Raw genomic sequence first — 24,029 nt, 5'->3', positions numbered from 1 at the left:
ACTCAATACGGCCACTCGCCCCGCCCCAGCGATGCAATCGCCGCGATGATGCGCGCGAACGCCTCCGCCGCGGCCGGCACCGTGGTGCGGGCGCGCAGGAAACTGTGAACCAGGCGCTTCTCCTCATGCCACCATGCCTTGCCGCCGGCCGCAACGATGCGGTCGCGGTAGGTTTCGCCATCGGACGATAGCGGGTCGCACTCGGCCGTGATGATCACCGTTGGCGGCAGGCCGGAAAAGTCGTTGTCGCGCAACGGCGAGAAGGTCGGGTCGTCGGGCGATTGCCGCTTGGCCGAGCGGACGTTGCGATAGAAGGCGATATCGCTGACGGACAGCAGCGGTGCTTCGGCATGTTCGACATAGGAGCCAGCTGCCTCATCGCCGCCGAGGCCGGGATAGATCAGCACCTGGCCGATCGCGGCCCTGATATGCTGGCGCGTCGCCTGCGCCACGGCCGCCGCCAGATTGCCGCCGGCGCTCTCGCCGCACAGCACCAGCGGCAGGCCCGACGTCGCCGCCCATGCGAAGGCGGCCATCGCATCGTCGAAGGCGGCGGGGTGCACATGCTCGGGCGCCAGCCGGTAGTCGACCGACAGCACGTCGAAGCCGGTGCCGGCGCAGATCTCGGCACAGATGTCGTCATGGCTGTCGAGCCCGCCGAGGATGAAGCCGCCGCCATGGAAATAGAGCACCATGGCCCGCGCTGCCTTGCCGGCGGGCTGGTAGTGGCGGATCGGGATGCCGTGGCCCGAAGCGGCGACCAGGCCATCGCTGGCCTTGACCCCCGGGGGACGGCCCTGATGGAAAGCCCGGCACATCCTGTCATAGACCGCGCGCTGCTTGTCGATCGGCAGGCCGATAACCTCGGGCGGGTACCAGGCGTTGACCGTGTCGATATAGGCCCACAGCGCCGGGTCGAGCCGTGTTTCATATTTGCCGCGGTGTCGGTCTGCTGTCATAGATCGGCGTAGAGCGCCGCCGCATTGTCGAAGGTGAAGCGCAGCGGCACCGACCCCTCGACCTGCCAGGCGGTGACGGTCTCGCCGGCCAGCAGCCGGCAGGCGCCGTCCGTATCGGTGACCGCGCCGCCATAGAGCCGGTTGGCGAGGTTGAGGATGCCGGTCTGGTGCATGGCCGCGCTGCCGCTGCCGCAGGCATCCTTGACCAGCAGCACGCGAAATCCCTTCGCCACGGCGTCCTTTACGGTGGCGTCGATACAGGCTTCGGTCCAGACGCCGGCGACCACAAGCCATTCGATGCCGGAGGCCTTGAGCCGATCGGCCGCCGGACCGCTGCGCAACGCGCTGGCCTCGGCCTTGATCAGCAGCACCTCGTCCCTGGCCGGCGCTACCTCACGGCAGATCTCGGTCAGCGGATCGCTCTTGTCTGAGAAGGCCGACTTGCCGTCGGCACCGAGCGGATGAAAGGGCCGGTCCTGCTTGTCGAGATCGACGATATAGGCCCAGTGCTGGAGCGGCACGTGATTGGCGCGCGCCGCTTCTTGCAGCCGCTGGACATTGGCGAGGATGCCGGCAAAGCCCTCGACGAGGTAGCGCTTGTCCTGCCGGTGCTCTTCCTGCAGGTCTATGAACACGGCGGCCACCGTGCCGCGCTTGATGGAGATGGGAGCCTTCACGCCAAAAACTCGTCCTCATAGGGAAAGCGCGACAGAAGCTCCGTGCCCGTCTCGGTGATCAGGATCTCGTCCTCCAGCTTGACGCCCTCGCGGCCGCCCTTTTCGCCAATATAGCTTTCCACGCTCACCACCATGCCTGGCACGATATGGCCATCGCGGCCATAGGTCTCGTAATCCATGGCATGCGCGATGAACGGCGTCTCGCCATGCATGCCGACGCCATGCATGACAGAAGTATAGCGCTGGTCGACGAAGCGGTCGGGGATCTTCCAGGCCTTCTCGGCGATTTCGCGAAACGCCATGCCGGGTTTGACGATCGAGATGTTGTGCTGAACCTGGTCGTGCGCCATGCGGTAGAGCGACTTCTGGTAATCGGTCGGCTTGCCCGGTCCGCAGCGGAAGGTGCGCGAGAAATCCGAATAATAGCCGTAGCAGCCGATCGTGTCGGTATCGAGCGCCAGCAGTTCGCCGGGCCGGATCTTGCGGCCGCTCGCCTCGTTGAACCAGGGATTGGTGCGCTGGCCTGAGGTCAACAGCCGCGTCTCGATGAACTCGCCGCCCTGGCGGATGACCTCGCCATACATGATGGCGAACAAATCGTTCTCGGAAACGCCGGGCTTGATCGCCTCACGCACTGCATAGACGGCGGCCTCGGCGCCGGCCATCGACACTTGCAGGCATTTGACCTCCTCCGGCGTCTTCACCGCGCGCACCGCCAGGATTTCGCCCTGGCAATCCTTGACCTCGCATCCGCGCTTTTCCAGGGCGAGCGCCTGCAGATGACTGCAGCGGTCGAGCCCGAGCTTCATCGAGCCCCCGCCATGCTTCTTCAGGAGTTCGGCGATCTCGTCGGCGAAGGGGCCGGCGGTTTCGTCGTCGCGGCCCGAAACCGACGACCAGACCAGCTTGGACGGACGCGCCTCGTCGATAGTGTCGAGCACCATCGAGACATGGTAGCTCTGCGGGTACTCGAACAGCACGATCGGCCCTTCGGTCGGGATGAAGAAGTAACGGGTCGAATTGCGCAGGAAGTAGCCGAACATGTTGCGCGAGCCAGTGGCGTAGCGCTGGTTGTACGGGTCGAACAGCACCACCCCGCCATAGCCGGCGTCGCGCATCCAGCCCCTCAATTTGGCCAGCCGGCCTTTGCGCAAGGCATCGGCGTCGATGAAGGATGGCTCGGTGTCAGACAGCCACATGCCGCCGGCCGGATCAGCCGCCGCCGGGTGGCGCATGCGGTCCTTGAAGTCGACGTCCTCGGTGCTGTCGGGGTCGAATATGACGATGCTCATGGGGTTCGGCCTTGGGTCGGTTGCAAGGTCCGACCATGGCGCAGGAGGGGTCGAGGTATTGTGCGGAAAACCGCGTTTGTTGTGCGGGATGCCGCTGGCTAATCAGTTGCGTCGCGATCCTTCACGCCCCCCTCTGCCCGGCCGGGCATCACCCCCACGAGGGGGGAGATTGGCAGCTTGACCACCCGCGCTTCACTTCCCAATCTCGGAAATTGGCGAAAGCCGTCGCCACAGCCGATCTCCCCCCGTGTGGGGGAGATGTCCGGCAGGACAGAGGGGGGCGCTGTCCCGCCAACGTCTCATCGCGTCAGCGAGCGCCGGCCCTAATGCCGCCGCGCCAGCTTCGGCGGATGGCCATGCTCCTCGCGAAAAGCCCGGGCAAAGCTCGACATCGAGGCAAAGCCGCAGGCGAGCGCCACGTCGCGCACGGCGAGCGTCGAATGCGCCAAGAGGTCGGCGGCGCGCCTGAGCCTGAGCCGCCGGTAGTAGCCATTGGGCGAGATGGCGAGTTCGGAGCGGAAGGAGCGCTCGAGCTTGTCGGAGGAGACGCCGAGCCGCGCCGTCAGCTCCGCCATGCCGAGCCGTTCCTCGACCGCGTCTTCCATGATGGCGATGGCCGACAGCACCAGCTCGTTCTGCACGCCGGTGCGCAGGCGCAGCGGCATCAGCTTGCGGTCGACGCTGGAACGCAGCTGGCTGTGCACGAACCATTCGGCGACGCCGGCGGCAAGCTCGGCGCCATAGTCGCGGGTGATGATCTCCAGCATCATGTCGAGACTGCCGACGCCGCCGGCCGAGGTGAAGCGCTTGCGGTCGATGACATAGAGATCGCGGCGCAGCTCGATGTTGGGGAACGCCTCGGTGAAGGCGGCCTGGCTGGTCCAGTGCAAGGTGCAGGCATGGCCGTCGAGCAGGCCGGCGCGCGCCAGGAAGAACGCCGCATCCGCCACCGCGCCGATATGCGCGCCATTTCGCAGGCTGCGGCGGATCCAGCTTGCCGCGTCCTCGGCGACGAGATGATCGGCATCGCCGCCCGAGCAGACGACGATGCGGTCGACCTTCGGCGCATCCTCGGCGTAGAACCCCGGCTGGATGACGACGCCGTTCGAGGCCTCGACCGCCCCTTTCGTGCCGCCGACGATGATCCAGCGATAGCATTGCCGCTTCGCCAGAACATTGGCGGCGCGCAGCGGCTCGATGACGGAACTGAACGCCATCATCGGAAAGCCGGGGAACACCAGCACCGCGAAGGTCAGGGGATCGGTGGGTTTTTCGGGTTCGCGCGTTGCCATGGCCGCTACATCTCGGGCGAATGGCGCTTGGCGTCAACCGCTGGCGCTATCCCCCCAGCGCCTGCTCCAGATCGGCGATCAGGTCATCGCCATCCTCGATCCCCGCCGACAGCCTCACCAGCGAATCCGAAATGCCGATCTCGTCGCGCTTCTCGGCGGGAATGGACCCATGCGTCATCAGCGCCGGATGCTCGATCAGGCTCTCCACGCCGCCGAGGCTTTCGGCCAGCGTGAACAATTGCGTGCGTTCGAGGAAGCGTTTGGTTCCGGCGAGATCGCGGTCGAGCACAGCTGATATCATGCCGCCGAAAGCATGCATCTGCTGGACGGCGATGGAATGCTGCGGGTGGCTGGCGAGGCCTGGATAGATCACGCGGCGCACATCTTTTCGCGCTTCCAGCCACTGCGCGATCTTTAGCCCGTTGTCGGAATGGCGCTCCATCCGGAGCGCCAGCGTCTTCAGGCCGCGCAGCGCGAGGAAACTGTCGAACGGGCCCGATATGGCGCCGATGGCGTTCTGCAGGAATTTCAGCTGGGCCGCCAAATCCTTGTTGTCGCCGACGACCGCCACCCCGCCGACCATGTCGGAATGGCCGTTGAGATACTTTGTCGTCGAGTGCACGACGATGTCGATGCCGAGTTCCAGCGGCCGCTGGATATAGGGGCTGCAGAAGGTGTTGTCGGCGACGGTGAGGACGCTCTTGCGCTTGGCCAGCGCGGCGACGCCTTCGAGGTCGACGATGCGCAGCAGCGGGTTGGTCGGCGTCTCGACCCACAGCAGCTTCGTCTCCGGGCGGATCGCCGCCTCGACGGCGGCAAGGTCGGTGAAGTCGACGAAAGAGACCTGCAGACCCGCCGAGCGCTTGCGCACCCGCTCCATCAGCCGGAAGGAACCGCCATAGATGTCGTCGGTGGCGACGATATGGGCGCCGCTGTCGAGCAGTTCCAGAACCGTCGAGATCGCCGCCAGGCCGGAGGCGAAGGCAAAGGCGGCGGTGCCGCTTTCGAGGTCAGCCACCGCGCGCTCGAAGGCAAAGCGCGTCGGGTTCTGGCTGCGGGCATATTCGAACCCCTTGTGCACGCCGGGCGACTGCTGGCCGTAGGTCGAGGTCGCATAGATCGGCACCATCACCGCGCCGGTCAGCGGATCGTGGCTCTGGCCGCCATGGATGGTGCGCGTGGAGAAGGCCAGGCGGTTCTTGCCCGATGGAGGTGGTGTGTGGCTGGTCATCGTGCGCGCCTCAAATGGTTGATCAGGTCGATGCGGGTGATCAGGCCGACGAACTCGTCGCCGTCGAAGATGATGGCGACCTCGTTGCGGTCGAACACCGGCAGCAGCGCATCCAGCGTCTGGCTGGCCTGCAGCGTGTGCAAATTGGAGGTCATCGCCGTGCGCACCGGACCGTTGAAACGCTCCCAGCGGCCGTCATAGGGTCCGTCGACCTTGGCCAGTATATCGCTCTCGTCGACGATGCCGATCAGCTTGCCATCTTCCAGAACCGGCAGCTGCGAGACATCCGAACGGCGCATGCGGCCATAGGCGTTGAGCAGGCTTTCGTCCGGGCCGACATAGACGGTGTCGCCGGTGCGGTGCGAGCGCATCACGAGGTCGCGCAGATCGCCATGCTGCTCATGCTCGGCCAGCCCTTGCTCGGCCAGCCAGAAATCGTCGAACACCTTCGACAGGTACTTGTTGCCGCTGTCGCAGACGAAGGTGACGACGCGCTTGGGCACCGTCTGCTCGCGGCAATAGCGCAAGGCGGCCGACAAAAGCGTGCCCGAGGACGAGCCGGCCAGAATGCCTTCGCGCGATAGGAGATCGCGCACCGCCAGCATGCTTTGCTTGTCTGATATCGAATAGGCCTTCTTCACCAGCGACAGGTCGGCATTGGGCGGCACGAAATCCTCGCCTATGCCCTCCACCGTCCAGCTGCCGGCCTCTTCCATCTTGCCGGTCTTGATCAAGGGCGCCAGCACCGAGCCGACCGGATCGGCCAGCACCATTTCGGTCTTCGGCGACACCTTGGCAAAGTAGCGGCCTAGCCCGGTCAGCGTACCGCCCGAGCCGACGCCGACGACCACCGCGTCGACATCACTGTTAAGCTGCGAGAAGATCTCCGGGCCGGTGGTCGTCTCATGCGCCAGCGGGTTGGCCGGATTGGCGAACTGGTTGGCATAGAAGGCGCCGGGCACCTCCGCCGCGATCTTCTCGGCCATGTCCTGATAATATTCCGGGTGACCCTTGCCGACATCCGAGCGCGTCATGCGCACCTCGGCGCCCAGCGCGCGCAGATGCTGGATCTTTTCACGCGACATCTTGTCGGGCACGACCAGCACGATGCGGTAGCCCTTGGGGATGCCGACCTGGGCAAGGCCGAGGCCGGTATTGCCGGCGGTCGCCTCGACGATGGTACCGCCCCGCTTGAGCCTGCCCTCTCTCTCGGCCGCCGCGATCATCGACAGCGCGATGCGGTCCTTGATCGAGCCGCCGGGATTCTGGCTTTCGAGTTTGATGAACAGCCGGCATTTGCCGGTGTCGAACTTGGTCAGCTCGACCACCGGCGTCTGGCCGATCAGATCGAGAACCGACTTGTAAGGCGGCCGCAGGCGCGAGGATTGGCCATCCGGGCTGCCTGGCGCAGCTTTTCCGTGCTCGCTCATATCGAAGCTCCCTGATCAAGCAACCGGCTCGGGGGCAGAGCGGCAGCGTAGCCTCTTTTCCAGCCGTTTGTCGCGGGAAAGAAGATAGAACGTGCCAATCAGCCGGCCAGACGAGGAATGAAATTCCAAGCGGCAGCTGCTCATCCCCCATGGCACCAAAGCAGGGCTTCTACACGATCGCCGCCTGCCCCTCGATCTCGATCAGGAAATCCGGATTGGCGAGGCCGAGCACGCGTATGCCTGTCACCACCGGCGGCGGCCCGCGATCGCCCCAAAATGCCATCCAGGCGCCGAAGGCCGGGCTGATGTCGGCATCGCCGACAATGTAGATCGACAGGCGGACGAGGTCTTCCAGCCTGGCGCCGCCGGCATCGAGCACCATCGCCAGATTGGCCAGTGCCTGCGCGGTCTGCGCCGCGATGTCGCCCTTGCCGACGATCTGGCCATTGGCGTCGATGCCGTTCTGGCCGCCGATCAGTACGATGCGCGCCGAGGCCGGCAGCGCCACGCCCTGCGAATAGGCCGGGTTGCTGTGCATGCCCTTCGGGTTCAGCCGCTCGATGGCCATTGTTGTCTCCTCTCCGCTGGATGCCATGCGCCACGAAAGGGCAACCGGCCGGCTCGTTCAACGAACCATCTCGTTCGTTGAAGCCGCCATTTTCGACATGCTAGCCGAACGGGATGCAGGCCGAAACAAGCAGGCCGCGCGATCCTGACATGCCAAGAGGAGACAGCCGATGAAGATCATCGCCTATGACAACTTCAAGCCCGGCGTCACACTCGATGATTTGAAACCCTATCTGCGCGACGAGGTGTCGAATGTCTGGCGGCTGTGGAAGGCCGGCATCGTGCGCGAAAACTATGCCCGCGCCGATATCGGCGGCGTCATCATCGTCTTCGAGCTCGACAGCGTCGATGAAGCCAGGCGCTATACGGACGACTTCCCGCTGTCGAAGGCCGGGCTGCTCGAGTGGCATTTTCTCGCCTTCGATCCGGCACCGCTGCCGCTCGAATATCTGTTCGACCCCGGCGTCGACATCGCCCAACCCTGGGACCGGACCGCGGCATGATCCGGTCGAGCGAAGGCATAGAGGTTCCAACCAACCTGGCCGAATGGTGTGATCCCAGCCGCGTGGCGCTGGTGGTCTACGACATGCAGGTCGGCATCTGCCGCCAGGTCGCCGGCGCGGCCGATATCGTCGAGCGCACAGGCATCGTGCTCGAAGCTGCCCGCTCGGCCGGCATGCGGGTGGCGTTCACGCGCCATCTCTCCTTGCCGCGCAAATGGATGGGCGCCACCCAATTGCGCACCGCCATGGCCTGGCAGCGGCGCGACAGTCCCGACGCGGTAGAGCCGTGGTTCCTGCGCGACGCCGAAGCGACGAGAATTGTCCCCGAACTGGCGCCTCGCGCCGACGAAGCCGTGTTCGACAAGCTGACCATGTCGGCCTTCGATTCCACCGCCCTGGGCCTCGCCTTGCGCGATTGCGGCGTGCGCGCCGTCGCCCTTGCCGGCATCGCCATGGAGATCGGCATAGAGCCGAGCGTGCGCCAGGCGACCGACAATGGTTTTACGGCTGTGGTGATCGAAGACGCCTGCGGCTTCGGCAACCAGGAAGCGCGCGACCGCTCGATGGCGACGCTGCGTTTCCTCGGCGAGGCCGTCATCACCGATGTCGCCGGCTTTTGCGGCGCGCTTGCCGATGCGGCGTGAGGGACAAAAGTTGCTAGGCCGCCGCCTCGATATCACCGCGGAAGCGCACGCCCTCGGCGCGGCCATGCACGCTGCCCCAGTCGTAGAGCGCCTGGAGCGCTGCGGCCAGATCTTGGCCGCGCTCGGTCAAGGCGTAGCGCGCCTTGCCGTCGGGCGACGTCTCGAGCACCACGAAGCCGATCTCGACGAGATCGGCCAGGCGCTGCGTCAGCATCTTGTCGGACAGCGACGGGATCAGCCGGCGCAGTTCGGAATAGCGCAGCGGCCCTTGCTTGATGCGCGCGATGATCACCGTTTTCCATTTGCCGCCGAGCGCGTCGAGCGCGAACTCGACCGGGCAGCCATAGAGTCTACCGCGTTGTGTCATGGCATCGATTCTAAGCAAGGCGCAGCCGCGACGGAAGCGGATTTTGCCCGGCCATGTGGCCAGATTGCCGAGCCCGGCTTTGTCGGCGACAGTTTCATGAGGGAGAGCGAAGATGAGCGTCAGGGATGCCAATCCGGTCAATGCACGCAAGCCGAAGCGTGTGGCCATCGTCATCGCCAATCCGGCGGTATCGACCACGACAGGATGGCCGGTCGGCTTCTGGTGGAGCGAGTTGACGCATCCCTGGTTCGCCTTCACCGAGCGCGGCTATGCGGTGGAAATCTTCTCGCCCGAGGGCGGCAGATGCGAGGCCGACGCGCTGAGCGATCCGCGTCATCCCTCGGGTTATTCCGAAACCGATCTCATCTCGCTCGGCTTCCTGTCGAGCCCGAAACTCGCGGCCCTGGTCGAGACCACGCGGCCAGCGGCGGAGATCGATGTCGGCAGCTTTGACGCGATTGTGGTTGCCGGCGGCCAGGCGCCGATGTTCTCTTACGAGAGCGCGACCGACCTGCAACGGACCTTCGTCGCCTTCCACGAGGCCGGCAAGGTGGCCGCCGCACTCTGCCACGGCACCGCCATCCTGTGTTACGCCAGGCGCGCCGATGGGGCGCTGCTCGCCGCCGGCAAGACCGTGACCGGTTTCGCCAATGCCGAGGAGGATTTCGCCGACAAGGCGACCTGGGAGATGGGCGCGCTCGAGCGCGGCAAGCATCTGATGCCCTGGCGCATCGAGGACGAGTTGAGGGCGATCGGCGCCAACTATGTCCAGGCCGGGCTGTGGCGCGGCTTCGCCGTGCGCGACGGTAATCTGATCACCGGCCAGCAGAATTTCTCCGGCGCCGACACCGCGCGCCTGGTGTGCGAGGCGCTAGGCGGCTGAGCGCCAGCCGGCATTTATCCCAGCAACTGCTTGCTCAGCCGCGCGCACTGGACGCGGATGTCGGGAATGGCGTCGATCTCGAAGAAGGTGCCGCGCGTCAGCGGGCCGACGGCGAGGATCTTGCGCGAGACCGTGCCGTCGCTGGCGATGATCTCGCAATTGGCCGAGACGTCGAGGCCGATGCGCATCGGATCCGGCCGCGCGAGCCCGCGGTCGACCAGGGAGCGCACCACGCTGTTCGACGAGGTCGAAATGTCCCGCACGATGCCCGAGCAATCATAGATACGGGCGACGACTAAAGTCTCGACAAGCTGGCTGTGGCGCGACTGGATGTCGACGCTGAAAGCCTCGCTTGGCACGATGCCGACGACGCGCCCGGCGACAAGCCGGATGCGGCCGGCCTGCACGGCTTGCGTCACCTTGGCGTAGACTTCCGGCGCCATGCGATGGCGGTGGATGTCCCACCAGGCCTTGGTGTGCTCGACGAAGCGGCGCTTGGCCGAAGCCGGCCAGTTCTGCCAGATCTTCTGGTTGAACGGCCTGAGACCATCGACCACGTCGCGCCAGTCGACGCCGGCCTTCTGGTTCTCGCGGATCAGGTCGCGGAACCAGCCGACGAAATAGGAAAGCTGGGTGCCGAGCGGGATGTCGGCGACGTCGAGCTTGATCGGATTGCCCTTGCGGTGCGGCGACGGCAGCAGGCCGCGCCGCGACACCGCGACGATCTCGCCCGTGTGGCCGCGCTGTTCCAGCGCCAGGAACGCATCGACCATGCTGAGGCCGGTGCCCAGCACCATGACGCGGCTTTCCGGGTCGAGCGCGGTGTCGGCCTCCGAGCCCATGCGGATCGCATGGCCTTGCGCCGGCTGTTCGTCATGGCCGGTGGCGAGTATGGCCAGATGGGCGACGACGCTGGTGCCGTTGGCAAGCGCCACCTCGACGCCCGACGCGGTCGGCGTGATCGACAGGCTCTCTTCGTGGATCAGGCGCAGCCGTCCGGTCGGCTGCTCGCGCGCTTCGAGCTCGTCGAGCAGCTCGCCGAGATAGCGGGCATAAATACTGCGCGGCGCGTAGAAGGGTGTCTGCGGCGTCTGCTCCGGGTCGACCAGGCCCCGCCCCTGCAGCCAGCGCCAGAAATTGCCGGGATCGTCGGCATAGGCGCTCATGCCGGCGGCGCTGACGTTCAAGACATGGGCCGACAGCAGCGTCGAATAGGCGATGCCTTGACCGAAATGCGGGCGCCTTTCGATCAGTGTGACGCGCAGATCCGGATTGGGTGATTTCAGGAGATGCGCGGCCATCACGACGCCCGAGGCGCCGCCGCCGACGATGATGATCGAGTTCGCGCGGCCACTCATGCGCGCCTCCGCAGGACGGGAGGCGTCAGGCCTGGACCTTCACTGGTAGCTCGTCGATAGCCCTCGCGACCGTAAGGTCGTCGAGGACGATGTCGCGCATTTCGGCGAGGCTGCGCTGGTCGAGCACCTCGGCGATCGCCTGCCGGACCTCGAGCATCAGATGTCGGACTTGGCATGTCGCCTCGTTGCAGTCTTCACAGCGCTGATATTGTGTGCGGCTGGCGCAGGGAATTGGCGCCAGCGGCCCGTCGAGGACGCGCACCACATGGCCGACCTTGATCTCGTCGGCCGGCCGCGCCAGGCGGTAGCCGCCATCCTTGCCCTTGCGGCTCTGGACGAAACCGGCATTGCGCAGCTCGCCCAGTATGGCGTCGAGAAATTTCTTCGGAATGTTGTTGCCGGTCGCGATGTCGTTGACGAAAGCCAGCTGCCCGGCCGGCATATGCGCGAGGTGGACCAGCGCCTTGAGGCCGTACTTGCCTTTTTTGGTGAGCATTGACCGAACGTTTCTCTGTCCTGCGATGGCACGAAGCCATCCGTTGCGAAACGCCTGGCGAGCCTCCCCGCCGCGCCCAAGCATCCATGACACATAAATTCTAGTGACATGATGTACAAGCCGAGAAACGTTGAATTTTCTTCGTTTTCAAGCCGCAATAGCCATTTTGTCAGGCCTTTGTGCCAATAAGAGCACAGAAATGCATCTCGATGGCGAAGAGGCGGCAAATGGTTTCCCGCAGGTCCGCCGTGTCGCGCGCCGACTGATGTGGTGCCTTCAGCCGACGCATGCCGTGAACGATCATGGTGGTGGGGTGCCCGCTCATCGTCGCCTCCAATCCCTCATGTCGATAAGGATACTATACTTACCCTCGAACACGCGGAATGGCATGTCAATTCCGTGGCTGTTTGAGGCATGGATTTTTCGTGGCAATCGCAAAAGCGAAAATTGTCATTTCGTGGGTGATGGGTGCCGACGGTTGTCGACCTGCCCCGAGCCTTCCCGACTTCGTCATCCACGGGCGGAGCAGGAGCGAAGCTCCGTCGCGGAGACCCCCGGAGCTGCTCCGCAGCCCAATGGATCCATGCCGCGACCTTGGTCTAAGGGTGCAGCGGACCAGAACCTGAACCGCAGCAGCGCTCCGGAGTCCCGGCATGGATCTAGGGTCTGCGCCGCGTCGCTTCGCTCCTTGCTTCGCCCGGGATGACGAAGTCTGGCGTTCGTGGGGCGTCATTCCCCTTCATATGGAGGTTTACCATCGCGGGTGACCGCCGCTGCAGCCGCCCTTTCCGCCTTGGCGCCATCTCGTCGGCAGATTTTTTCCAACAAACCCGCCTTCGTTGGAAGGATTTAACTCTACAAGGCCGATAGAATTAGCGGACTATCATAGGGCAATCCGGTTTTCTCTGTTTTCATGGAGCCCTTTGATGTCCACCATTTCGCGACGCATTCTCCTTCTGTCGTCGGCTGCCCTCGCCGGCGCCGCCTTTCTCAGCCCGGCTTTGGCCGATGACCTGAAGATCACCATCGGTTACCAGACGGTGGTCGAACCCTCCAAGGTGCCGCAGGCCGATGGCGCCTATGAAAAGGCTACCAAGGCCGCGATCGACTGGCGCAAATTCGATTCCGGCGCCGATGTCATCACCGCGGTCGCTTCCGGCTCGGTCGATATCGGCTATGTCGGTTCGAGCCCGCTGGCGGCCGCGGCCAGCCGCGAATTGCCGATCCAGACCATCTTCGTCGTCGGCCTGATCGGACCGTCCGAGGCGCTGGTCGCGCGCAACGGCGCCGGCATCGAGAAGGTCGCCGACCTCGCCGGCAAGAAGGTCGCCGTGCCCTTCGTCTCGACCACGCATTACAGCCTGCTTGCCGCGCTCAAGCACGAGAATGTCGATCCGAAGTCGGTCCAGATCCTCAATCTGCGGCCGCCGGAAATCGCCGCCGCCTTCGCCCGCGGCGACATCGATGCGGCCTATGTCTGGGATCCGGCGCTCGGCCAGATCAAGACGACGGGCAAGGTGGTGGTGGATTCCTCGCAGGTCGCCGCCTGGGGAGCGCCGACCTTCGACGCCTGGATCGTGCGCACCGATTTTGCGCAGAAGAACCCGGAAGCCGTGCGCGACTTCGTCAAGGTGACGGGTGCGGCCTATGCCGAGTACCTCGCCAAGCCCGACGCCTGGTCGGTGTCCTCGCCGCAGGCCGGCAAGATCGCCAAGCTCACCGGCGCCAAGCTGGAAGAGGTGCCGGAACTGTTGAAGGGCTATGTCTTCCCGACCTTGGAAGAGCAGGCCTCCGACAAATTCCTCGGCGGCGGCACGGTCAAGGCGGTCGCGGCGGCCTCCGCCTTCCTCAAGGAGCAGGGTAAGGTCGATGCCGTGCTGCCGGACTATTCGAAATATGTGACATCGAAATACGTCACCGAGGCGCTGGCCTCGAACTGAGCGCCTGGCGCCACCTGAACGCGCGCGGATCTCCTTCCCTGACGCCGCGTGCCTGCCCCGGAATCGCTGACGAGGCGCGTTTTCGGGGCAGGCGAGTTTCAATGAACGTCCTGAGAGGCTCCATGCCGCATCTCGTGCTCGACAAGATCTCGATCCACTATGACGGCCAGCCGGCACCTGCCGTCGAGCGTGTGTCGATCGATGTGGCCGGGGATGATTTCGTCGTCCTTGTCGGCCGTTCCGGCTGCGGCAAGACCTCGCTGCTCAATGTCGCCGCCGGCCTGGTCACGCCGGCGCGCGGCAATGCCACGACCGACGGCCGGCCGATCACGGCGCCAGGGTCGGATCGCGCCGTGGTGTTCCAGAACGATGCCTTGTTTCCCTGGCTGACCGCGCGCGAAAATGTTGCCTTCGCGCTGCGTCTGCGCGGTGTCCGGCCGGCCGAGCGTGCGCGGCGCGCCGACGAGCTTCTGGCGCTGGTCAAGCTCGGTGACGCCGGCGACAAGCGCATCTGGGAGCTGTCCGGCGGCATGCGCCAGCGTGTCGGCCTTGCCCGCGCGCTCGCCGCCGAACCGCAATTCCTGCTGCTCGACGAGCCGCTCGGCGCGCTCGATGCGCTGACGCGCGAGCGCATGCAGACGACGCTGCTCGATCTCTGGACGGCCAGCCATGCCGGCGTGCTGATGGTCACGCACGGCATCGAGGAGGCGCTGGTGCTCGCCACCCGCATCGTCGTGCTGGCGCTAGGCCCTGGCCGCGTCGTGCGCAGCTTCGAGCCAGGCTTCTCCAGGCGCTACGCCGCGGGCGAGGGCATCCGCGCGATCAAGGCCGACCCGGCCTTCGCCGCGGCGCGCGGCGAACTGACCGATGCCATCTTCGAGGGAGAAGCGGCATGACCATCTCCTCCTACACCGAGCGCGCCGGCCACAGGACCGAAGAGGCCGACGGCCTATCGGTGCCGTGGTCGCGGCCCAGCCCGAAACGCAAAGGGGTTTCGGCCCGCATGATCAGCGCGGTCACCATACTGCTGGTGCTGGGGGCGTGGGGGCTGTCGGCCCGCCTGCAGCTGGTGTCGCCGGTGTTCCTGCCCTCGCCGGTCGCGGTGTGGAACAAATTCATCGTCGTGGCGCGCGACAGCTTCGTCGACGCGACGCTGCTGCAGCACACTGTCGCCAGCCTCGGCCGGGTGTTCGCCGCATTGGTCGCCGCCATCCTCGTCGGCGTGCCGGTCGGTCTTGCCATCGGCATCAGCACGGTCGGGCGCGGCATTTTCGATCCGCTGCTGGAATTCCTGCGGCCGATCCCGCCGCTGGCCTATCTGCCGCTGGTCATCATCTGGTTCGGCATCGGCGAGCCATCGAAGATCCTGGTGATCGCCATCGCCATGCTGGCGCCGGTGGCGCTGTCGACCGCATCGGGTGTTCGCGGCGTCTCGCAGGAGCGCATCGACGCGGCGCGCTCGCTCGGCGCGACCAGGCGCCAGGTGGTCCGCCACGTCATCCTGCCGAGCGCCCTGCCCTCGATCCTGACCGGGCTGCGCATCGCGCTCGGCGCCGGCTGGTCGACACTGGTGGCGGCCGAGCTGGTGGCGGCGACGCGCGGGCTTGGCTTCATGATCCAGTCGGCGGCGCAGTTCCTGGTCACCGACGTGGTGATCATGGGCATTCTGGCGATCGCGGCCATCGCCTTCGTGCTCGAATTCACCATCCGCCGGATCGAGCGCGCGCTCGTCCCGTGGGCGGGACGGGAATGATCAACCGCAAGCGCAGGAGAGTGACGATGACCCATTCCACCGCCGTGCTGTTCGCCCATTTCGGCGCCTGGCTGCTCGGCCTCGCGTCCGATGACAAGGCGGCGAGCCAGGAGCTCTCGCCGGCGTCGGTCCAATTCCCGACCGGCCGCGACCGCCTGCCGCCGCGCGACGAAAATTTTTACTGGGCCTGGCAGTATTGGTCGCAGTGAGAGCTCCAGGGAGCTTCGTTCCCTGTATCGCTCCAACTCTTTGTTTTGAAGCAATTCCGGACGGAAAACCGCTCACACTTTTCCTGGAATTGCCCCAGGACGACGACTTTAGCACTGCGTCAGTTCCGCAGCCTGTAGCCGGTCTTGAATATCCAGGCGACGATGGCGATGCAGACGGCCAGGAAGACCAGCGTCATGCCGAGGCTGACGCCGACCGAGACGTCGGCCTTGCCGTAAAAGCTCCAGCGGAAACCGCTGATCAGGTACACGACCGGGTTGAACAGCGTGATCGTCTTCCATATGCCGGGCAGCATGTGGATCGAGTAGAAGCTGCCGCCGAGGAAGGTCAGCGGCGTGACGATCAGCAACGGCACAAGCTGCAGCTGCTCGAAACTTTTCGCCCAGATGCCGATGATGAAGCCGAACAGGCTGAAGGTCACCGCCGTCAGCACCAGGAAGGCGATCATCCAGAAGGGATGTTCGATCTGCAGCGGCACGAACAGCGAGGCGGTGGCCAGGATGATCAGGCCGAGGATGATCGACTTGGTCGCCGCGCCGCCGACATAGGCGATGACGATCTCCAGATAGGAGACCGGCGCCGACAAAAGCTCGTAGATCGAGCCGACGAATTTCGGGAAATAGATGGCGAAGGAGGCGTTGGAGATCGACTGCGTCAAGAGCGACAGCATGATCAGCCCGGGCACGATGAAGGCGCCGTAGCTGATGCCGTCGATCTCGGTGATGCGCGAGCCGATGGCCGAGCCGAAGACGACGAAGTACAGCGATGTCGAGATGACCGGCGAGATGATGCTCTGCAGCACGGTGCGGAAGGCACGCGCCATCTCGACCCGGTAGATCGCCCACACTGCGCGCAGGTTCATGGCTCTCTCCTCACCAGATTGACGAAGATCTCCTCGAGCGAGCTGTTTTGCGTGTCGATGTCGCGGAACTGGATGCCTGATGCCTCGAGGTCGCGGATCAGTGAGGCGACGCCCGGCCGCTCGGCCTGGTTGTCATAGGTGTAGGTCAATTGCCCGCCATCCGGCGACAGCTCCAGCGCATAGCGCGAGAAGGTTTCCGGGATCGTCGTCAGCGGATTGCGCAGCTCCAGCACCAGCCGCTTGCGGCCGAGCTTGTGCATCAGCTCGGCCTTGTTCTCGACCAGGATGATTTCGCCGCGGTTGATGACGCCGACGCGGTCGGCCATCGCTTCGGCTTCCTCGATATAGTGGGTGGTGAGGATGATGGTGACGCCATCCTCGCGCAGCCGGCGCACCATCTCCCACATGTCCTGGCGCAGCTCGACATCGACGCCGGCGGTCGGCTCGTCGAGGAACAGGATGCGCGGCTCATGCGACAGCGCCTTGGCGATCATCAGCCTGCGCTTCATGCCGCCCGACAGCGTGATCGCCTTGGCGTCCTTCTTGTCCCAGAGCGACAGGTCGCGCAGCACCTTCTCGACGAAGCCTGGATTGGCCGGCTTGCCGAACAGGCCGCGGCTGTAGTTGACCGTCGCCCAGACGCTCTCGAAAGCGTCGATGGTCAGTTCCTGCGGCACCAGGCCGATCAGGCTGCGCGCGGCGCGGTAATCCTTGCTGATGTCGTGACCGTCCACCGTAACAGTGCCGGTTGAGCGGTTGACGATGCCGCAGACGATCGAGATCAGGGTCGTCTTGCCGGCGCCGTTTGGCCCGAGCAAAGCGAAGATCTCGCCGCGCTGGATGTCGAGATTGACTTCCTTGAGCGCGGTGAAACCGGTGGCATAGGTCTTGGAGACCCCGGAAATGGACAGAATGGAGGGCATGGGCTGAAAACGGCTGCCTGAAAGAGGTCCCCTGATATAGGCCGAATGTCGTCGCGTGCAACCGCAAGTCAATGGCGCTGCTGACAGTTCTGGACAGCCAGTGCCGGGAGCGGCTGGAGATGTACCGCATGAACCGGTAAAATTGTCCTGTGGCGTTCAGCCTCGCGGCAGGACGCCGCTTTGACCAACTCGCATAACGGGCATACGCTGACGCCAGCAAATAGCAGCCGGAGCCCGCCATGGACCCGCTCATACTGTCGCGCATCCAGTTCGGCGCGAATATTTCGTTTCATATTCTGTTTCCGACAATCACCATTGCACTTGGCTGGGTGCTGCTGTTCTTCAAGCTGCGCTACAACGCGACCAACGATTCCGCCTGGATGCGCGCCTATTTCACCTGGGTGAAGGTGTTCGCGCTGTCCTTCGCCATGGGCGTGGTGTCCGGCGTCACCATGAGCTTCCAGTTCGGCACCAACTGGCCGGGCTATATGGAACATGTCGGCAACATCGCCGGACCGCTGCTGGCCTATGAGATCCTCACCGCCTTCTTCCTAGAGGCGGCCTTCCTCGGCATCATGCTGTTCGGTTTCCGCCGCGTTTCCAACCGCGTCCACACGCTGGCCACGGTGCTGGTCGCCGGCGGCACCACCCTGTCGGCCTTCTGGATCATCGCGCTGAATTCCTGGATGCAGACGCCGGCCGGCTTCGAGATGATTGACGGCAAGGCGCATGCCGTCGACTGGTGGGCCATCGTCTTCAACCCGTCCATGCCCTACCGCCTCGTTCACATGCTGCTGGCATCGGGTCTGACGGTTTCGTTCCTGGTATCGGGCCTGTCGGCGCTGCGTTATCTCAATGGCGACCGCTCGGAATCGATGTGGAAGGCGTTGCGCACCGGCGTCTTCACCGCCGCGATCCTGATCCCGATCCAGATCTTTGCCGGCGACCAGCATGGGCTGAACACGCTGGAGCACCAGCCGCAGAAGATCGCCGCCATGGAGGCCAACTGGAACACCGGCCCCAACGTGCCGCTGGTGCTGTTCGCGCTGCCCGACGAGGCGGCGAAGGAAAACCGGTTCGAGATCGCCATTCCGGACGGCGCCAGCCTGGTGCTGCGGCACTCGACCGACGGCGTGGTGCCGGGGCTGAACGATTATCCCGGCAACCATCCGCCGGTCTTCCCGGTGTTCTGGGGTTTTCGCATCATGGTCGGCACCGGCCTTTTGATGCTCGCCGTTTCCTGGTCGGGCGCCTTCTTCCTCAAGCGCCGGCATAGCCTGCCGAAGCCGCTCGCCATGCTGATGGTGCCGATGGCGCTGTCGGGCTGGCTGGCGACGCTGGCCGGCTGGTACACGACCGAGATCGGCCGCCAGCCCTGGCTGGTCACCGGCGTGCTCAAGACCGCCGATGCCGTCGGCCCGGTGGCGGGCAGCCATGTCGCGCTGACGCTCGCCGTCTATCTCATCCTCTACGTGCTGCTGCTGCTCGCCTATCTCGGCGTGCTGGTGCATCTGGCGCTGAAGGCGGCGAAGGATGGCGATTCATCACCACTGCCGGGCGTCATGAAAGCAGCCATGTCGCAGCCGGCGGCTGGGGAGTAAGAAAAATGACCTTCGACTGGCCCACCGCTCTCCCCCTCATCTTCGCCGGCCTGATGGGCCTCGCCATCCTGATCTATGTCATTCTCGACGGTTTCGACCTCGGCATCGGCATTCTGTTCGCCGTGGCCGAGGACGGCGAACAGGACACGATGATCGCGGCGATCGGTCCGTTCTGGGACGCCAACGAGACCTGGCTGGTGCTGGCCGTCGGCCTGCTGCTGGTGGCGTTCCCGATGGCGCATGGCGTCATCCTCAGCGCGCTCTACATTCCCGTCTTCGTGCTCTTGGTCGGGCTGATCCTGCGCGGCGTCGCCTTCGATTTTCGCGCCAAGGTGCCGAGCGGCAAGAAGCATCGCTGGAACCGCATTTTCTTCCTCGGCTCCGTCATCGCCTCGCTGGCGCAGGGCTATATGCTGGGCGTCTATGTGCTCGGCCTCGATGTCGGCCTGGGCGGCATGGCCTTCGGCGTGCTGGTGGCGTTCTGCCTGGCCGCCGCCTACGCGGCGATGGGTGCCGCCTGGGTGATCTACAAGACCGAAGGCGAGCTGCAGAAGAAGGCGGTGCGCTGGCTGCGCACCGCGCTGGTGCTGACGGCGCTCGGCATGGCGGCGGTGTCGCTGGCGACACCCTTCGCCAGCCCGCGCATCTTCGATAAATGGTTCGTCTGGCCGCAGATTCTCTATCTGTCGCCGCTGCCGATCCTGTCGGCGCTGTTGTTCCTGTGGCTGTGGCGGCAGACCTTCCATCTGCCGAAGCCCGACGACCGTCATGCGCTGACGCCGTTCCTGACGCTGGCCGCCATCTTCGCGCTCGGCTTTGCCGGCCTCGCCTGGTCGTTCTACCCGTTCGTGGTGCCCGATAGATTGACGATATGGCAGGCGGCGTCGGCGACCGAAAGCCTGGCCATCATCCTTGTCGGCACGGTGGTGGTGCTGCCGATCATCATCTTCTATTCCTTCTATGCCTACCGGGTGTTCGGCGGCAAGGCGACGGATCTGACCTACGATTGAGGGGCCGGCCGTTCAAACTGGCCTGCCGCCTTCAGATCAGCCCGCTGGCGCGCGCGGACGCGGAGGCCTGGCCGCGTGAGACGGCATCCAGCTTGCCCAGCACCGCCGAGACGTGGTGATCGACCGTCTTGGGCGAAATGGCGAGATGCTCGGCTATGCGCTTGTTGGAGAGACCCCGCTCGATCAGCTGCAGCACTTCCATCTGGCGCTGGGTCAGGCCGGCGCTGTTGGCGCGCGTGGTGCGGCGCGGTCCGCGCGCGATGCCGATGACGCCGTTTCGCCGCATGATGTCGCGCACATGGCTCGCGACCGGCCGGGCGCCGAGCGCCTCAAGGATCTCCAGCGCCGCCCGCTGTGCCGCCTCATCGCCCTGCGCCAGCGCCAGGGCGCGTTCGTAAGGCGCGTCGAGTTCGGCCCACGCCGCGGCCGCTCCCCGCCAGTCGCCGGCCAGCAGCATCCGGTAGGGCGCGGCCATGCCTAATGTGTCGCCCGCATCTGCATCGGGCGCCAGCATCTGCCGCCAGCTTGCCAGTTCGGCGAACACCGCCCGGGTCGGCGACATGCCCTCGGCAAGGTCGATCAGCCGCAGCGCCTCGTCCTTGTCCGCCTCCCCCAGCCAGGCCAGTTCGGCCATCACAGCCGCGTAGGGCAACAGCCGCTGCAGTTCGGCGCCCTTCTCCAGAAACCGCTTCATCTCCGCCAGGAGCGGCTCTGCCGAGGGGTCGCCGCGGCGAACCCTCAGCCGCGACAGCGCTACGAGCGCGGGATAGCGCACCAGCGCCGTCGCCCGGTCGTTGGCAATCACATCCAGCGCCTCGGCAGCCGCGTCATCCCAGCGTCCGTTGCGCACCAACAACTGGGCCCGCACCCCACGCATGTAATCGCGCCAGGTCGCCAGATCGTTCTCGACGCAATAGTCGATGCCGCGATCGAGGAAGGATTGGGCCTGGCTGTAGCCCAACTGGTTCATCTCGCCACAAGCGCAGTTGGTGAAGGCGCGCGCGGCATGTTCCTGAAAATTCTGCTCCAGCGCGATCTCGAGGCTGCGGGCAAGATGCAGCCTGCTGCTGCTCAGGTCCAGCCACTGCTCGGCGGCGCCGACATTGTTGAGAGCATGGCAAACGACTTCCGGCCTGTTCAACCGTTCGGCGAGTTCGATCGCCCTGGCGCCGAGCGACAAGGTCTCGTCCAGCCTTTCGGCCAGCATCGCAAGCTGCGAAAGGTTCGAATAGGCCATGGCGAGTTCGGCGCTGGCCGGAACGGTTTCCAGCAATGCGACCGCCTGGGCGCCGAACATGTCGGCTGCCTGTCGGTCCCCCAGAAGATAGGCGAAGCGCGACAGCCATCTGAGGCTGTCGCCTTCCTTCAGCCTGTTGCCAAGCGCCTGTTGCAGCACACGTGCCTGTTCCTGCGCCTTGATGGCCTCGTCTATGCGAGCGATCAAATGGCACTCGAACGCATATTGCTCGTAAAGGCCGGCGCGCTCGTCTTGAGGCAAGCTATCGGCCTGCCGCAGGGCAACCTCGTAGTAGCCGGCGGCGTCGCGATGGGCGCCGACACGCGAGGCCTCCCGCGCCGCAATCGGTGCGAACTCACGCACCGCCTGCAGATTGTGCGCCTCGACCGCATGGTGGACGAGGCGCGCTGTGGCGACACCACCATTCTCGAGCAGCGCCGACAGCGCACGCTGATTGAACAATCTCCTGGAACTGGTCGTCAGCATCATCTCGATGGCGCGGCGCGCGATCTCATGACGGAAGGCGTAGCCGTCGCCGAGATCGTCGAGCAGGCCGTTCGACACGCATTCCGCGAGCTGGCCGGCAGCCGCGACGCCGCACAGGCCCTGCAAGGCCCACGCGTCGGCGCGTCTGGGAAACACCGAAACTGCATCGAGCATCGAGCGGGCGCCGGCCGACAGCCGTTCGGCCCGTGCGACGACGGCGTCGCGTACGCTGGCGGGTGGCGTCATCTCATTGTCCGCGCACAAAAGCTCGGTGACGAAGAAGGCATTGCCCGCCGTCGCGCGGTAGATGGCATCGCCATCACGGCCGGCGGCATTGGCAAGCAACAGCACCGCCGCCTCGCTCAGCAGCGGCACATCGATGCGCACGACGTTGCCGGCGGGGATTTCGCCGAGCGCGCGGCGCACGCGCATCTGCCCCTCACTGCGGTCGGTGCGCGCCGTCAGGGCGAGCAGGATGTGGGTGTTGGCGATGCGGCGCCCGAGGAAGCGAACGAAATCCAGTGTCGCGTCGTCGGCCCAGTGCAGGTCCTCGATGACCAGGAGCGTCGGCTGGCTCTTTGCCTCGAAGACTCCCAGCGCGTCGGAAAACAGGGGCAACCTCTGCCCCTGCCGCGCGTCGATCGCCTGCGGCATCGCCCATTGCGCCTCGCGGGCAAGATCGTAGAGCGGGCCGAGCGGATCGGGGATCGACAGATCCTCGCAGGCGCTGCGGAAGATGCGCGTGCCATCGGCAACTCCGCCAACGAAGGCCTCGACAAGCGCCGACTTGCCGGCGCCTGCCTCGCCCGACAGCGCCACCACGCGGCCGCGACCATTCGCGGCCTCTGCGAGAAGTTCATCCAGCTGCGCCAGCTGTGTCTGCCGTTCCAGAAGCATCATCATACGCCCAGAAAGGATTGTGTTTCGGCGGTTCCCTGGACGTCCGCCAGAAGCGTCCGGGACCATCACCGACAATGTGACCCTCCACACATTTCGGTGCAATCTCACACATAACGTCGCCATTATAGGGAATCTTCCCACAAAACATAGGGAAAGGCTCCGATGCGCGTCCATGGCGAGCGTGGTCAATGTCCTGGCGCGCTCAAATCGAGCGTGAAACCATGGAAAAAGGAAAACCAATATGCCTCGCTATGTGGTTGAACGCACATTTCCCGATGGCCTCAGCGTGCCGATGAACGATGTCGGCGCTGAGGCGCTTGGCGGCGTGATCATGCGCAACGCCGAGAAGGGCGTGACCTGGGTGCAGTCCTTCGTCTCGCCGGACAAGAAGCAGAGCTTCTGCATTTATGATGCGCCCTCGCCCGAAGCGATCCGCAGCACTGCCCAGAAAAACGCGCTTCCGGTCGACAAGATCACGGAGGTGCGGGTTCTTGACCCTTACTTTTACCGTTGATCGCGGCAATGCGCATCCAACTGCCCTTCGCGGCGATGGCGGCTTGCCTGACAACGCGTCCAGCGAGGTGTCGGCGGCTTCGAGACCGGTCGGACGAGACCCGTTACTGGGCCGGCTTTTCCGGCAGCTTGCCGCCTTGCTGTTCGCACCCTTGCGCCCGAGCCGGCGCGGATTGCCACCGCAGGACGATTATCTGAGACGCGACATCGGCTTGCCGGAGCTCGTGGAGCTGCCGCAATACTGGGACTTCACCCGGTCGGACAGATGATGCGCCCAGCCCAGGCCCGACTTCGCGGCGGGGCGGCTGTCCCCGCGCGCAATCAACAAACCAGGAGAGAAAATGAACATTCATGTGTGGACCAGGCACCTCATCAACCTGTCGATCCTGTCGATCGCGGCAACGGCGGCGAATGCCAATGACACGGGCAGGCTGGATGAGAAGGTGCGGGCAGCCGACAGCCGTTTCGAGGATGTGGCGAAGGCCACCGCGGAAGGCTATGCGCCGATCCCTTGCGCCAGCGGCATCACCGGCGGCGCCATGGGCATTCACTACGTCAATGCGGCCTACCTGAAGGACGATGCCGTCGACCTCGCTAAGCCGGAGGCCGTGATGTACGAGCCGATGGCAGACGGCAAGCTCAAGCTGGTGGCCGTCGAATACATCACCTCGAAAGGTCCGGCCTCCCTGGAAGGACAGCTGTTCAACTTCAACAGCGCGCCCAACCGGTATGGCCTGGGGCCTTTCTACGAGCTGCATGTCTGGGCCTGGAAGAAGAACCCGACAGGCACCTTCGCCGACATGAACCCTGATGTGTCATGCGACGCGATGAAGGCCATGTAACCGGCTGGATAGAAGGGGCGCGTATCCACCCTTGG

The 24,029-nt window shown here is 65.0% G+C and carries 25 protein-coding genes; 11 read left to right on the top strand and 14 right to left on the bottom strand.

What is annotated here, in order from left to right; translation table 11 throughout:
* Window positions 1-2 precede the first annotated feature (2 nt).
* From JG747_RS04280 to JG747_RS04250, 7 genes are all read right to left on the bottom strand, one after another.
* On the bottom strand, window positions 3-959 hold the full coding sequence (locus JG747_RS04280) for an alpha/beta hydrolase (protein ID WP_019862184.1): 957 nt from the start codon (window positions 957-959) through the stop codon (window positions 3-5).
* The gene (locus JG747_RS04275; RefSeq protein ID WP_064982236.1) at window positions 956-1,636 is read right to left on the bottom strand and encodes an isochorismatase family protein; all 681 of its coding nucleotides are present in this window, start codon (window positions 1,634-1,636) and stop codon (window positions 956-958) included. Before JG747_RS04275 ends, JG747_RS04280 begins: the two co-directional genes overlap by 4 nt.
* Window positions 1,633-2,928, bottom strand: a complete 1,296-nt coding sequence (locus JG747_RS04270) for a M24 family metallopeptidase (RefSeq protein ID WP_202361224.1) — start codon at window positions 2,926-2,928, stop codon at window positions 1,633-1,635. The genes JG747_RS04275 and JG747_RS04270 overlap by 4 nt, the downstream gene beginning before the upstream one ends.
* A 323-nt stretch (window positions 2,929-3,251) precedes the next feature.
* Window positions 3,252-4,220 carry a GlxA family transcriptional regulator gene (locus tag JG747_RS04265; RefSeq protein WP_202361223.1) on the bottom strand — a complete coding sequence of 323 codons (969 nt, stop codon included), beginning with the start codon at window positions 4,218-4,220 and terminating at the stop codon, window positions 3,252-3,254.
* A 46-nt stretch (window positions 4,221-4,266) separates the two neighbouring features.
* Window positions 4,267-5,451 (bottom strand): trans-sulfuration enzyme family protein, encoded by a 1,185-nt coding sequence (locus JG747_RS04260; RefSeq protein ID WP_069090588.1) that lies wholly within the window; start codon window positions 5,449-5,451, stop codon window positions 4,267-4,269.
* Window positions 5,448-6,881 (bottom strand): pyridoxal-phosphate dependent enzyme, encoded by a 1,434-nt coding sequence (locus tag JG747_RS04255; RefSeq protein ID WP_019862192.1) that lies wholly within the window; start codon window positions 6,879-6,881, stop codon window positions 5,448-5,450. The genes JG747_RS04260 and JG747_RS04255 overlap by 4 nt, the downstream gene beginning before the upstream one ends.
* Window positions 6,882-7,050: 169 nt before the next feature.
* Window positions 7,051-7,449: a RidA family protein gene (locus JG747_RS04250; protein WP_202361222.1), complete on the bottom strand. Its 399-nt coding sequence runs from the start codon at window positions 7,447-7,449 to the stop codon at window positions 7,051-7,053.
* Between the two features lie 169 nt (window positions 7,450-7,618).
* Between JG747_RS04250 and JG747_RS04245 the strand changes: the two genes are divergently transcribed.
* Together JG747_RS04245 and JG747_RS04240 are read left to right on the top strand one after the other, a co-directional pair.
* Entirely contained in the window at window positions 7,619-7,951 is a 333-nt protein-coding gene (locus JG747_RS04245) for a hypothetical protein (RefSeq protein ID WP_064982244.1), read from the top strand.
* Window positions 7,948-8,595, top strand: a complete 648-nt coding sequence (locus tag JG747_RS04240) for a cysteine hydrolase (RefSeq protein WP_202361221.1) — start codon at window positions 7,948-7,950, stop codon at window positions 8,593-8,595. The genes JG747_RS04245 and JG747_RS04240 overlap by 4 nt, the downstream gene beginning before the upstream one ends.
* Window positions 8,596-8,608: 13 nt before the next feature.
* Here JG747_RS04240 and JG747_RS04235 read toward each other — a convergent pair whose 3' ends face one another.
* Window positions 8,609-8,962, bottom strand: a complete 354-nt coding sequence (locus tag JG747_RS04235; RefSeq protein WP_027047566.1) for a winged helix-turn-helix transcriptional regulator — start codon at window positions 8,960-8,962, stop codon at window positions 8,609-8,611.
* Between the two features lie 112 nt (window positions 8,963-9,074).
* On the opposite strand from JG747_RS04235, the gene JG747_RS04230 reads away from it, so the two are divergent.
* A complete protein-coding gene (locus JG747_RS04230; RefSeq protein WP_202361220.1) occupies window positions 9,075-9,845 on the top strand; it encodes a type 1 glutamine amidotransferase domain-containing protein in 771 nt (256 codons plus the stop codon).
* A gap of 14 nt (window positions 9,846-9,859) precedes the next feature.
* Here the strand turns inward: JG747_RS04230 and JG747_RS04225 are convergent, their stop codons facing one another.
* The 3 genes from JG747_RS04225 to JG747_RS04215 all read right to left on the bottom strand — a co-directional run bounded on the left by JG747_RS04225 (window position 9,860) and on the right by JG747_RS04215 (window position 12,024).
* The gene (locus JG747_RS04225; protein WP_202361219.1) at window positions 9,860-11,203 is read right to left on the bottom strand and encodes an FAD/NAD(P)-binding protein; all 1,344 of its coding nucleotides are present in this window, start codon (window positions 11,201-11,203) and stop codon (window positions 9,860-9,862) included.
* Between the two features lie 25 nt (window positions 11,204-11,228).
* Window positions 11,229-11,699 (bottom strand): RrF2 family transcriptional regulator, encoded by a 471-nt coding sequence (locus tag JG747_RS04220; RefSeq protein WP_064982249.1) that lies wholly within the window; start codon window positions 11,697-11,699, stop codon window positions 11,229-11,231.
* A gap of 169 nt (window positions 11,700-11,868) precedes the next feature.
* Complete coding sequence (locus JG747_RS04215) at window positions 11,869-12,024, bottom strand: hypothetical protein (RefSeq protein WP_155772688.1); 156 nt, start codon at window positions 12,022-12,024, stop codon at window positions 11,869-11,871.
* Between the two features lie 601 nt (window positions 12,025-12,625).
* On the opposite strand from JG747_RS04215, the gene tauA reads away from it, so the two are divergent.
* The 4 genes from tauA to JG747_RS04195 all read left to right on the top strand — a co-directional run bounded on the left by tauA (window position 12,626) and on the right by JG747_RS04195 (window position 15,601).
* Window positions 12,626-13,639, top strand: a complete 1,014-nt coding sequence (tauA, locus tag JG747_RS04210; protein WP_202361218.1) for a taurine ABC transporter substrate-binding protein — start codon at window positions 12,626-12,628, stop codon at window positions 13,637-13,639.
* Between the two features lie 122 nt (window positions 13,640-13,761).
* Window positions 13,762-14,535, top strand: a complete 774-nt coding sequence (locus tag JG747_RS04205) for a taurine ABC transporter ATP-binding protein (protein ID WP_202362227.1) — start codon at window positions 13,762-13,764, stop codon at window positions 14,533-14,535.
* Window positions 14,532-15,392: an ABC transporter permease subunit gene (locus JG747_RS04200; RefSeq protein ID WP_202361217.1), complete on the top strand. Its 861-nt coding sequence runs from the start codon at window positions 14,532-14,534 to the stop codon at window positions 15,390-15,392. The genes JG747_RS04205 and JG747_RS04200 overlap by 4 nt, the downstream gene beginning before the upstream one ends.
* Window positions 15,389-15,601, top strand: coding sequence for a hypothetical protein (locus tag JG747_RS04195; RefSeq protein ID WP_244748329.1), 213 nt, complete (start codon window positions 15,389-15,391; stop codon window positions 15,599-15,601). Before JG747_RS04200 ends, JG747_RS04195 begins: the two co-directional genes overlap by 4 nt.
* 119 nt (window positions 15,602-15,720) lie before the next feature.
* Here JG747_RS04195 and JG747_RS04190 read toward each other — a convergent pair whose 3' ends face one another.
* Entirely contained in the window at window positions 15,721-16,482 is a 762-nt protein-coding gene (locus JG747_RS04190) for an ABC transporter permease (protein ID WP_019862205.1), read from the bottom strand.
* On the bottom strand, window positions 16,479-17,405 hold the full coding sequence (locus tag JG747_RS04185; protein WP_202361216.1) for an ABC transporter ATP-binding protein: 927 nt from the start codon (window positions 17,403-17,405) through the stop codon (window positions 16,479-16,481). Before JG747_RS04185 ends, JG747_RS04190 begins: the two co-directional genes overlap by 4 nt.
* A 239-nt stretch (window positions 17,406-17,644) precedes the next feature.
* Here JG747_RS04185 and JG747_RS04180 point away from each other — a divergent pair, with 239 nt between their 5' ends.
* Together JG747_RS04180 and JG747_RS04175 are read left to right on the top strand one after the other, a co-directional pair.
* On the top strand, window positions 17,645-19,006 hold the full coding sequence (locus tag JG747_RS04180; protein WP_019862207.1) for a cytochrome ubiquinol oxidase subunit I: 1,362 nt from the start codon (window positions 17,645-17,647) through the stop codon (window positions 19,004-19,006).
* A gap of 5 nt (window positions 19,007-19,011) precedes the next feature.
* Window positions 19,012-20,016: a cytochrome d ubiquinol oxidase subunit II gene (locus tag JG747_RS04175; protein ID WP_038650851.1), complete on the top strand. Its 1,005-nt coding sequence runs from the start codon at window positions 19,012-19,014 to the stop codon at window positions 20,014-20,016.
* Between the two features lie 31 nt (window positions 20,017-20,047).
* On the opposite strand, the gene JG747_RS04170 is transcribed toward JG747_RS04175, so the two are convergent.
* Entirely contained in the window at window positions 20,048-22,636 is a 2,589-nt protein-coding gene (locus JG747_RS04170) for an ATP-binding protein (protein WP_202361215.1), read from the bottom strand.
* A 244-nt stretch (window positions 22,637-22,880) separates the two neighbouring features.
* Here JG747_RS04170 and JG747_RS04165 point away from each other — a divergent pair, with 244 nt between their 5' ends.
* Both JG747_RS04165 and JG747_RS04160 read left to right on the top strand, forming a co-directional pair.
* Entirely contained in the window at window positions 22,881-23,153 is a 273-nt protein-coding gene (locus JG747_RS04165; protein WP_032932362.1) for a DUF4242 domain-containing protein, read from the top strand.
* Window positions 23,154-23,493: 340 nt separating this feature from the next.
* Window positions 23,494-23,994: a hypothetical protein gene (locus JG747_RS04160; RefSeq protein WP_038650857.1), complete on the top strand. Its 501-nt coding sequence runs from the start codon at window positions 23,494-23,496 to the stop codon at window positions 23,992-23,994.
* The last annotated feature ends 35 nt before the right edge of the window (window positions 23,995-24,029 follow it).

It is taken from the genome of Mesorhizobium sp. 131-3-5, from assembly GCF_016756575.1.
Lineage (GTDB): Bacteria > Pseudomonadota > Alphaproteobacteria > Rhizobiales > Rhizobiaceae > Mesorhizobium > Mesorhizobium jarvisii.
Note: the sequence above shows the minus strand (reverse complement) of the source record. Positions and strands in the feature narration are given on the sequence as shown.

Excerpts from the sequence above, each read along its gene's own strand:
- JG747_RS04280 (WP_019862184.1), bottom strand. The coding sequence starts at position 959 with ATGACAGCAGACCGACACCGCGGCAAATATGAAACACGGCTCGACCCG.
- JG747_RS04270 (WP_202361224.1), bottom strand. The coding sequence starts at position 2,928 with ATGAGCATCGTCATATTCGACCCCGACAGCACCGAGGACGTCGACTTC.
- JG747_RS04265 (WP_202361223.1), bottom strand. The coding sequence starts at position 4,220 with ATGGCAACGCGCGAACCCGAAAAACCCACCGATCCCCTGACCTTCGCG.
- JG747_RS04260 (WP_069090588.1), bottom strand. The coding sequence starts at position 5,451 with ATGACCAGCCACACACCACCTCCATCGGGCAAGAACCGCCTGGCCTTC.
- JG747_RS04255 (WP_019862192.1), bottom strand. The coding sequence starts at position 6,881 with ATGAGCGAGCACGGAAAAGCTGCGCCAGGCAGCCCGGATGGCCAATCC.
- JG747_RS04250 (WP_202361222.1), bottom strand. The coding sequence starts at position 7,449 with ATGGCCATCGAGCGGCTGAACCCGAAGGGCATGCACAGCAACCCGGCC.
- JG747_RS04245 (WP_064982244.1), top strand. The coding sequence starts at position 7,619 with ATGAAGATCATCGCCTATGACAACTTCAAGCCCGGCGTCACACTCGAT.
- JG747_RS04240 (WP_202361221.1), top strand. The coding sequence starts at position 7,948 with ATGATCCGGTCGAGCGAAGGCATAGAGGTTCCAACCAACCTGGCCGAA.
- JG747_RS04235 (WP_027047566.1), bottom strand. The coding sequence starts at position 8,962 with ATGACACAACGCGGTAGACTCTATGGCTGCCCGGTCGAGTTCGCGCTC.
- JG747_RS04230 (WP_202361220.1), top strand. The coding sequence starts at position 9,075 with ATGAGCGTCAGGGATGCCAATCCGGTCAATGCACGCAAGCCGAAGCGT.
- JG747_RS04225 (WP_202361219.1), bottom strand. The coding sequence starts at position 11,203 with ATGAGTGGCCGCGCGAACTCGATCATCATCGTCGGCGGCGGCGCCTCG.
- JG747_RS04220 (WP_064982249.1), bottom strand. The coding sequence starts at position 11,699 with ATGCTCACCAAAAAAGGCAAGTACGGCCTCAAGGCGCTGGTCCACCTC.
- JG747_RS04215 (WP_155772688.1), bottom strand. The coding sequence starts at position 12,024 with ATGAGCGGGCACCCCACCACCATGATCGTTCACGGCATGCGTCGGCTG.
- tauA (WP_202361218.1), top strand. The coding sequence starts at position 12,626 with ATGTCCACCATTTCGCGACGCATTCTCCTTCTGTCGTCGGCTGCCCTC.
- JG747_RS04205 (WP_202362227.1), top strand. The coding sequence starts at position 13,762 with ATGCCGCATCTCGTGCTCGACAAGATCTCGATCCACTATGACGGCCAG.
- JG747_RS04200 (WP_202361217.1), top strand. The coding sequence starts at position 14,532 with ATGACCATCTCCTCCTACACCGAGCGCGCCGGCCACAGGACCGAAGAG.
- JG747_RS04195 (WP_244748329.1), top strand. The coding sequence starts at position 15,389 with ATGATCAACCGCAAGCGCAGGAGAGTGACGATGACCCATTCCACCGCC.
- JG747_RS04190 (WP_019862205.1), bottom strand. The coding sequence starts at position 16,482 with ATGAACCTGCGCGCAGTGTGGGCGATCTACCGGGTCGAGATGGCGCGT.
- JG747_RS04185 (WP_202361216.1), bottom strand. The coding sequence starts at position 17,405 with ATGCCCTCCATTCTGTCCATTTCCGGGGTCTCCAAGACCTATGCCACC.
- JG747_RS04180 (WP_019862207.1), top strand. The coding sequence starts at position 17,645 with ATGGACCCGCTCATACTGTCGCGCATCCAGTTCGGCGCGAATATTTCG.
- JG747_RS04175 (WP_038650851.1), top strand. The coding sequence starts at position 19,012 with ATGACCTTCGACTGGCCCACCGCTCTCCCCCTCATCTTCGCCGGCCTG.
- JG747_RS04170 (WP_202361215.1), bottom strand. The coding sequence starts at position 22,636 with ATGCTTCTGGAACGGCAGACACAGCTGGCGCAGCTGGATGAACTTCTC.
- JG747_RS04165 (WP_032932362.1), top strand. The coding sequence starts at position 22,881 with ATGCCTCGCTATGTGGTTGAACGCACATTTCCCGATGGCCTCAGCGTG.
- JG747_RS04160 (WP_038650857.1), top strand. The coding sequence starts at position 23,494 with ATGAACATTCATGTGTGGACCAGGCACCTCATCAACCTGTCGATCCTG.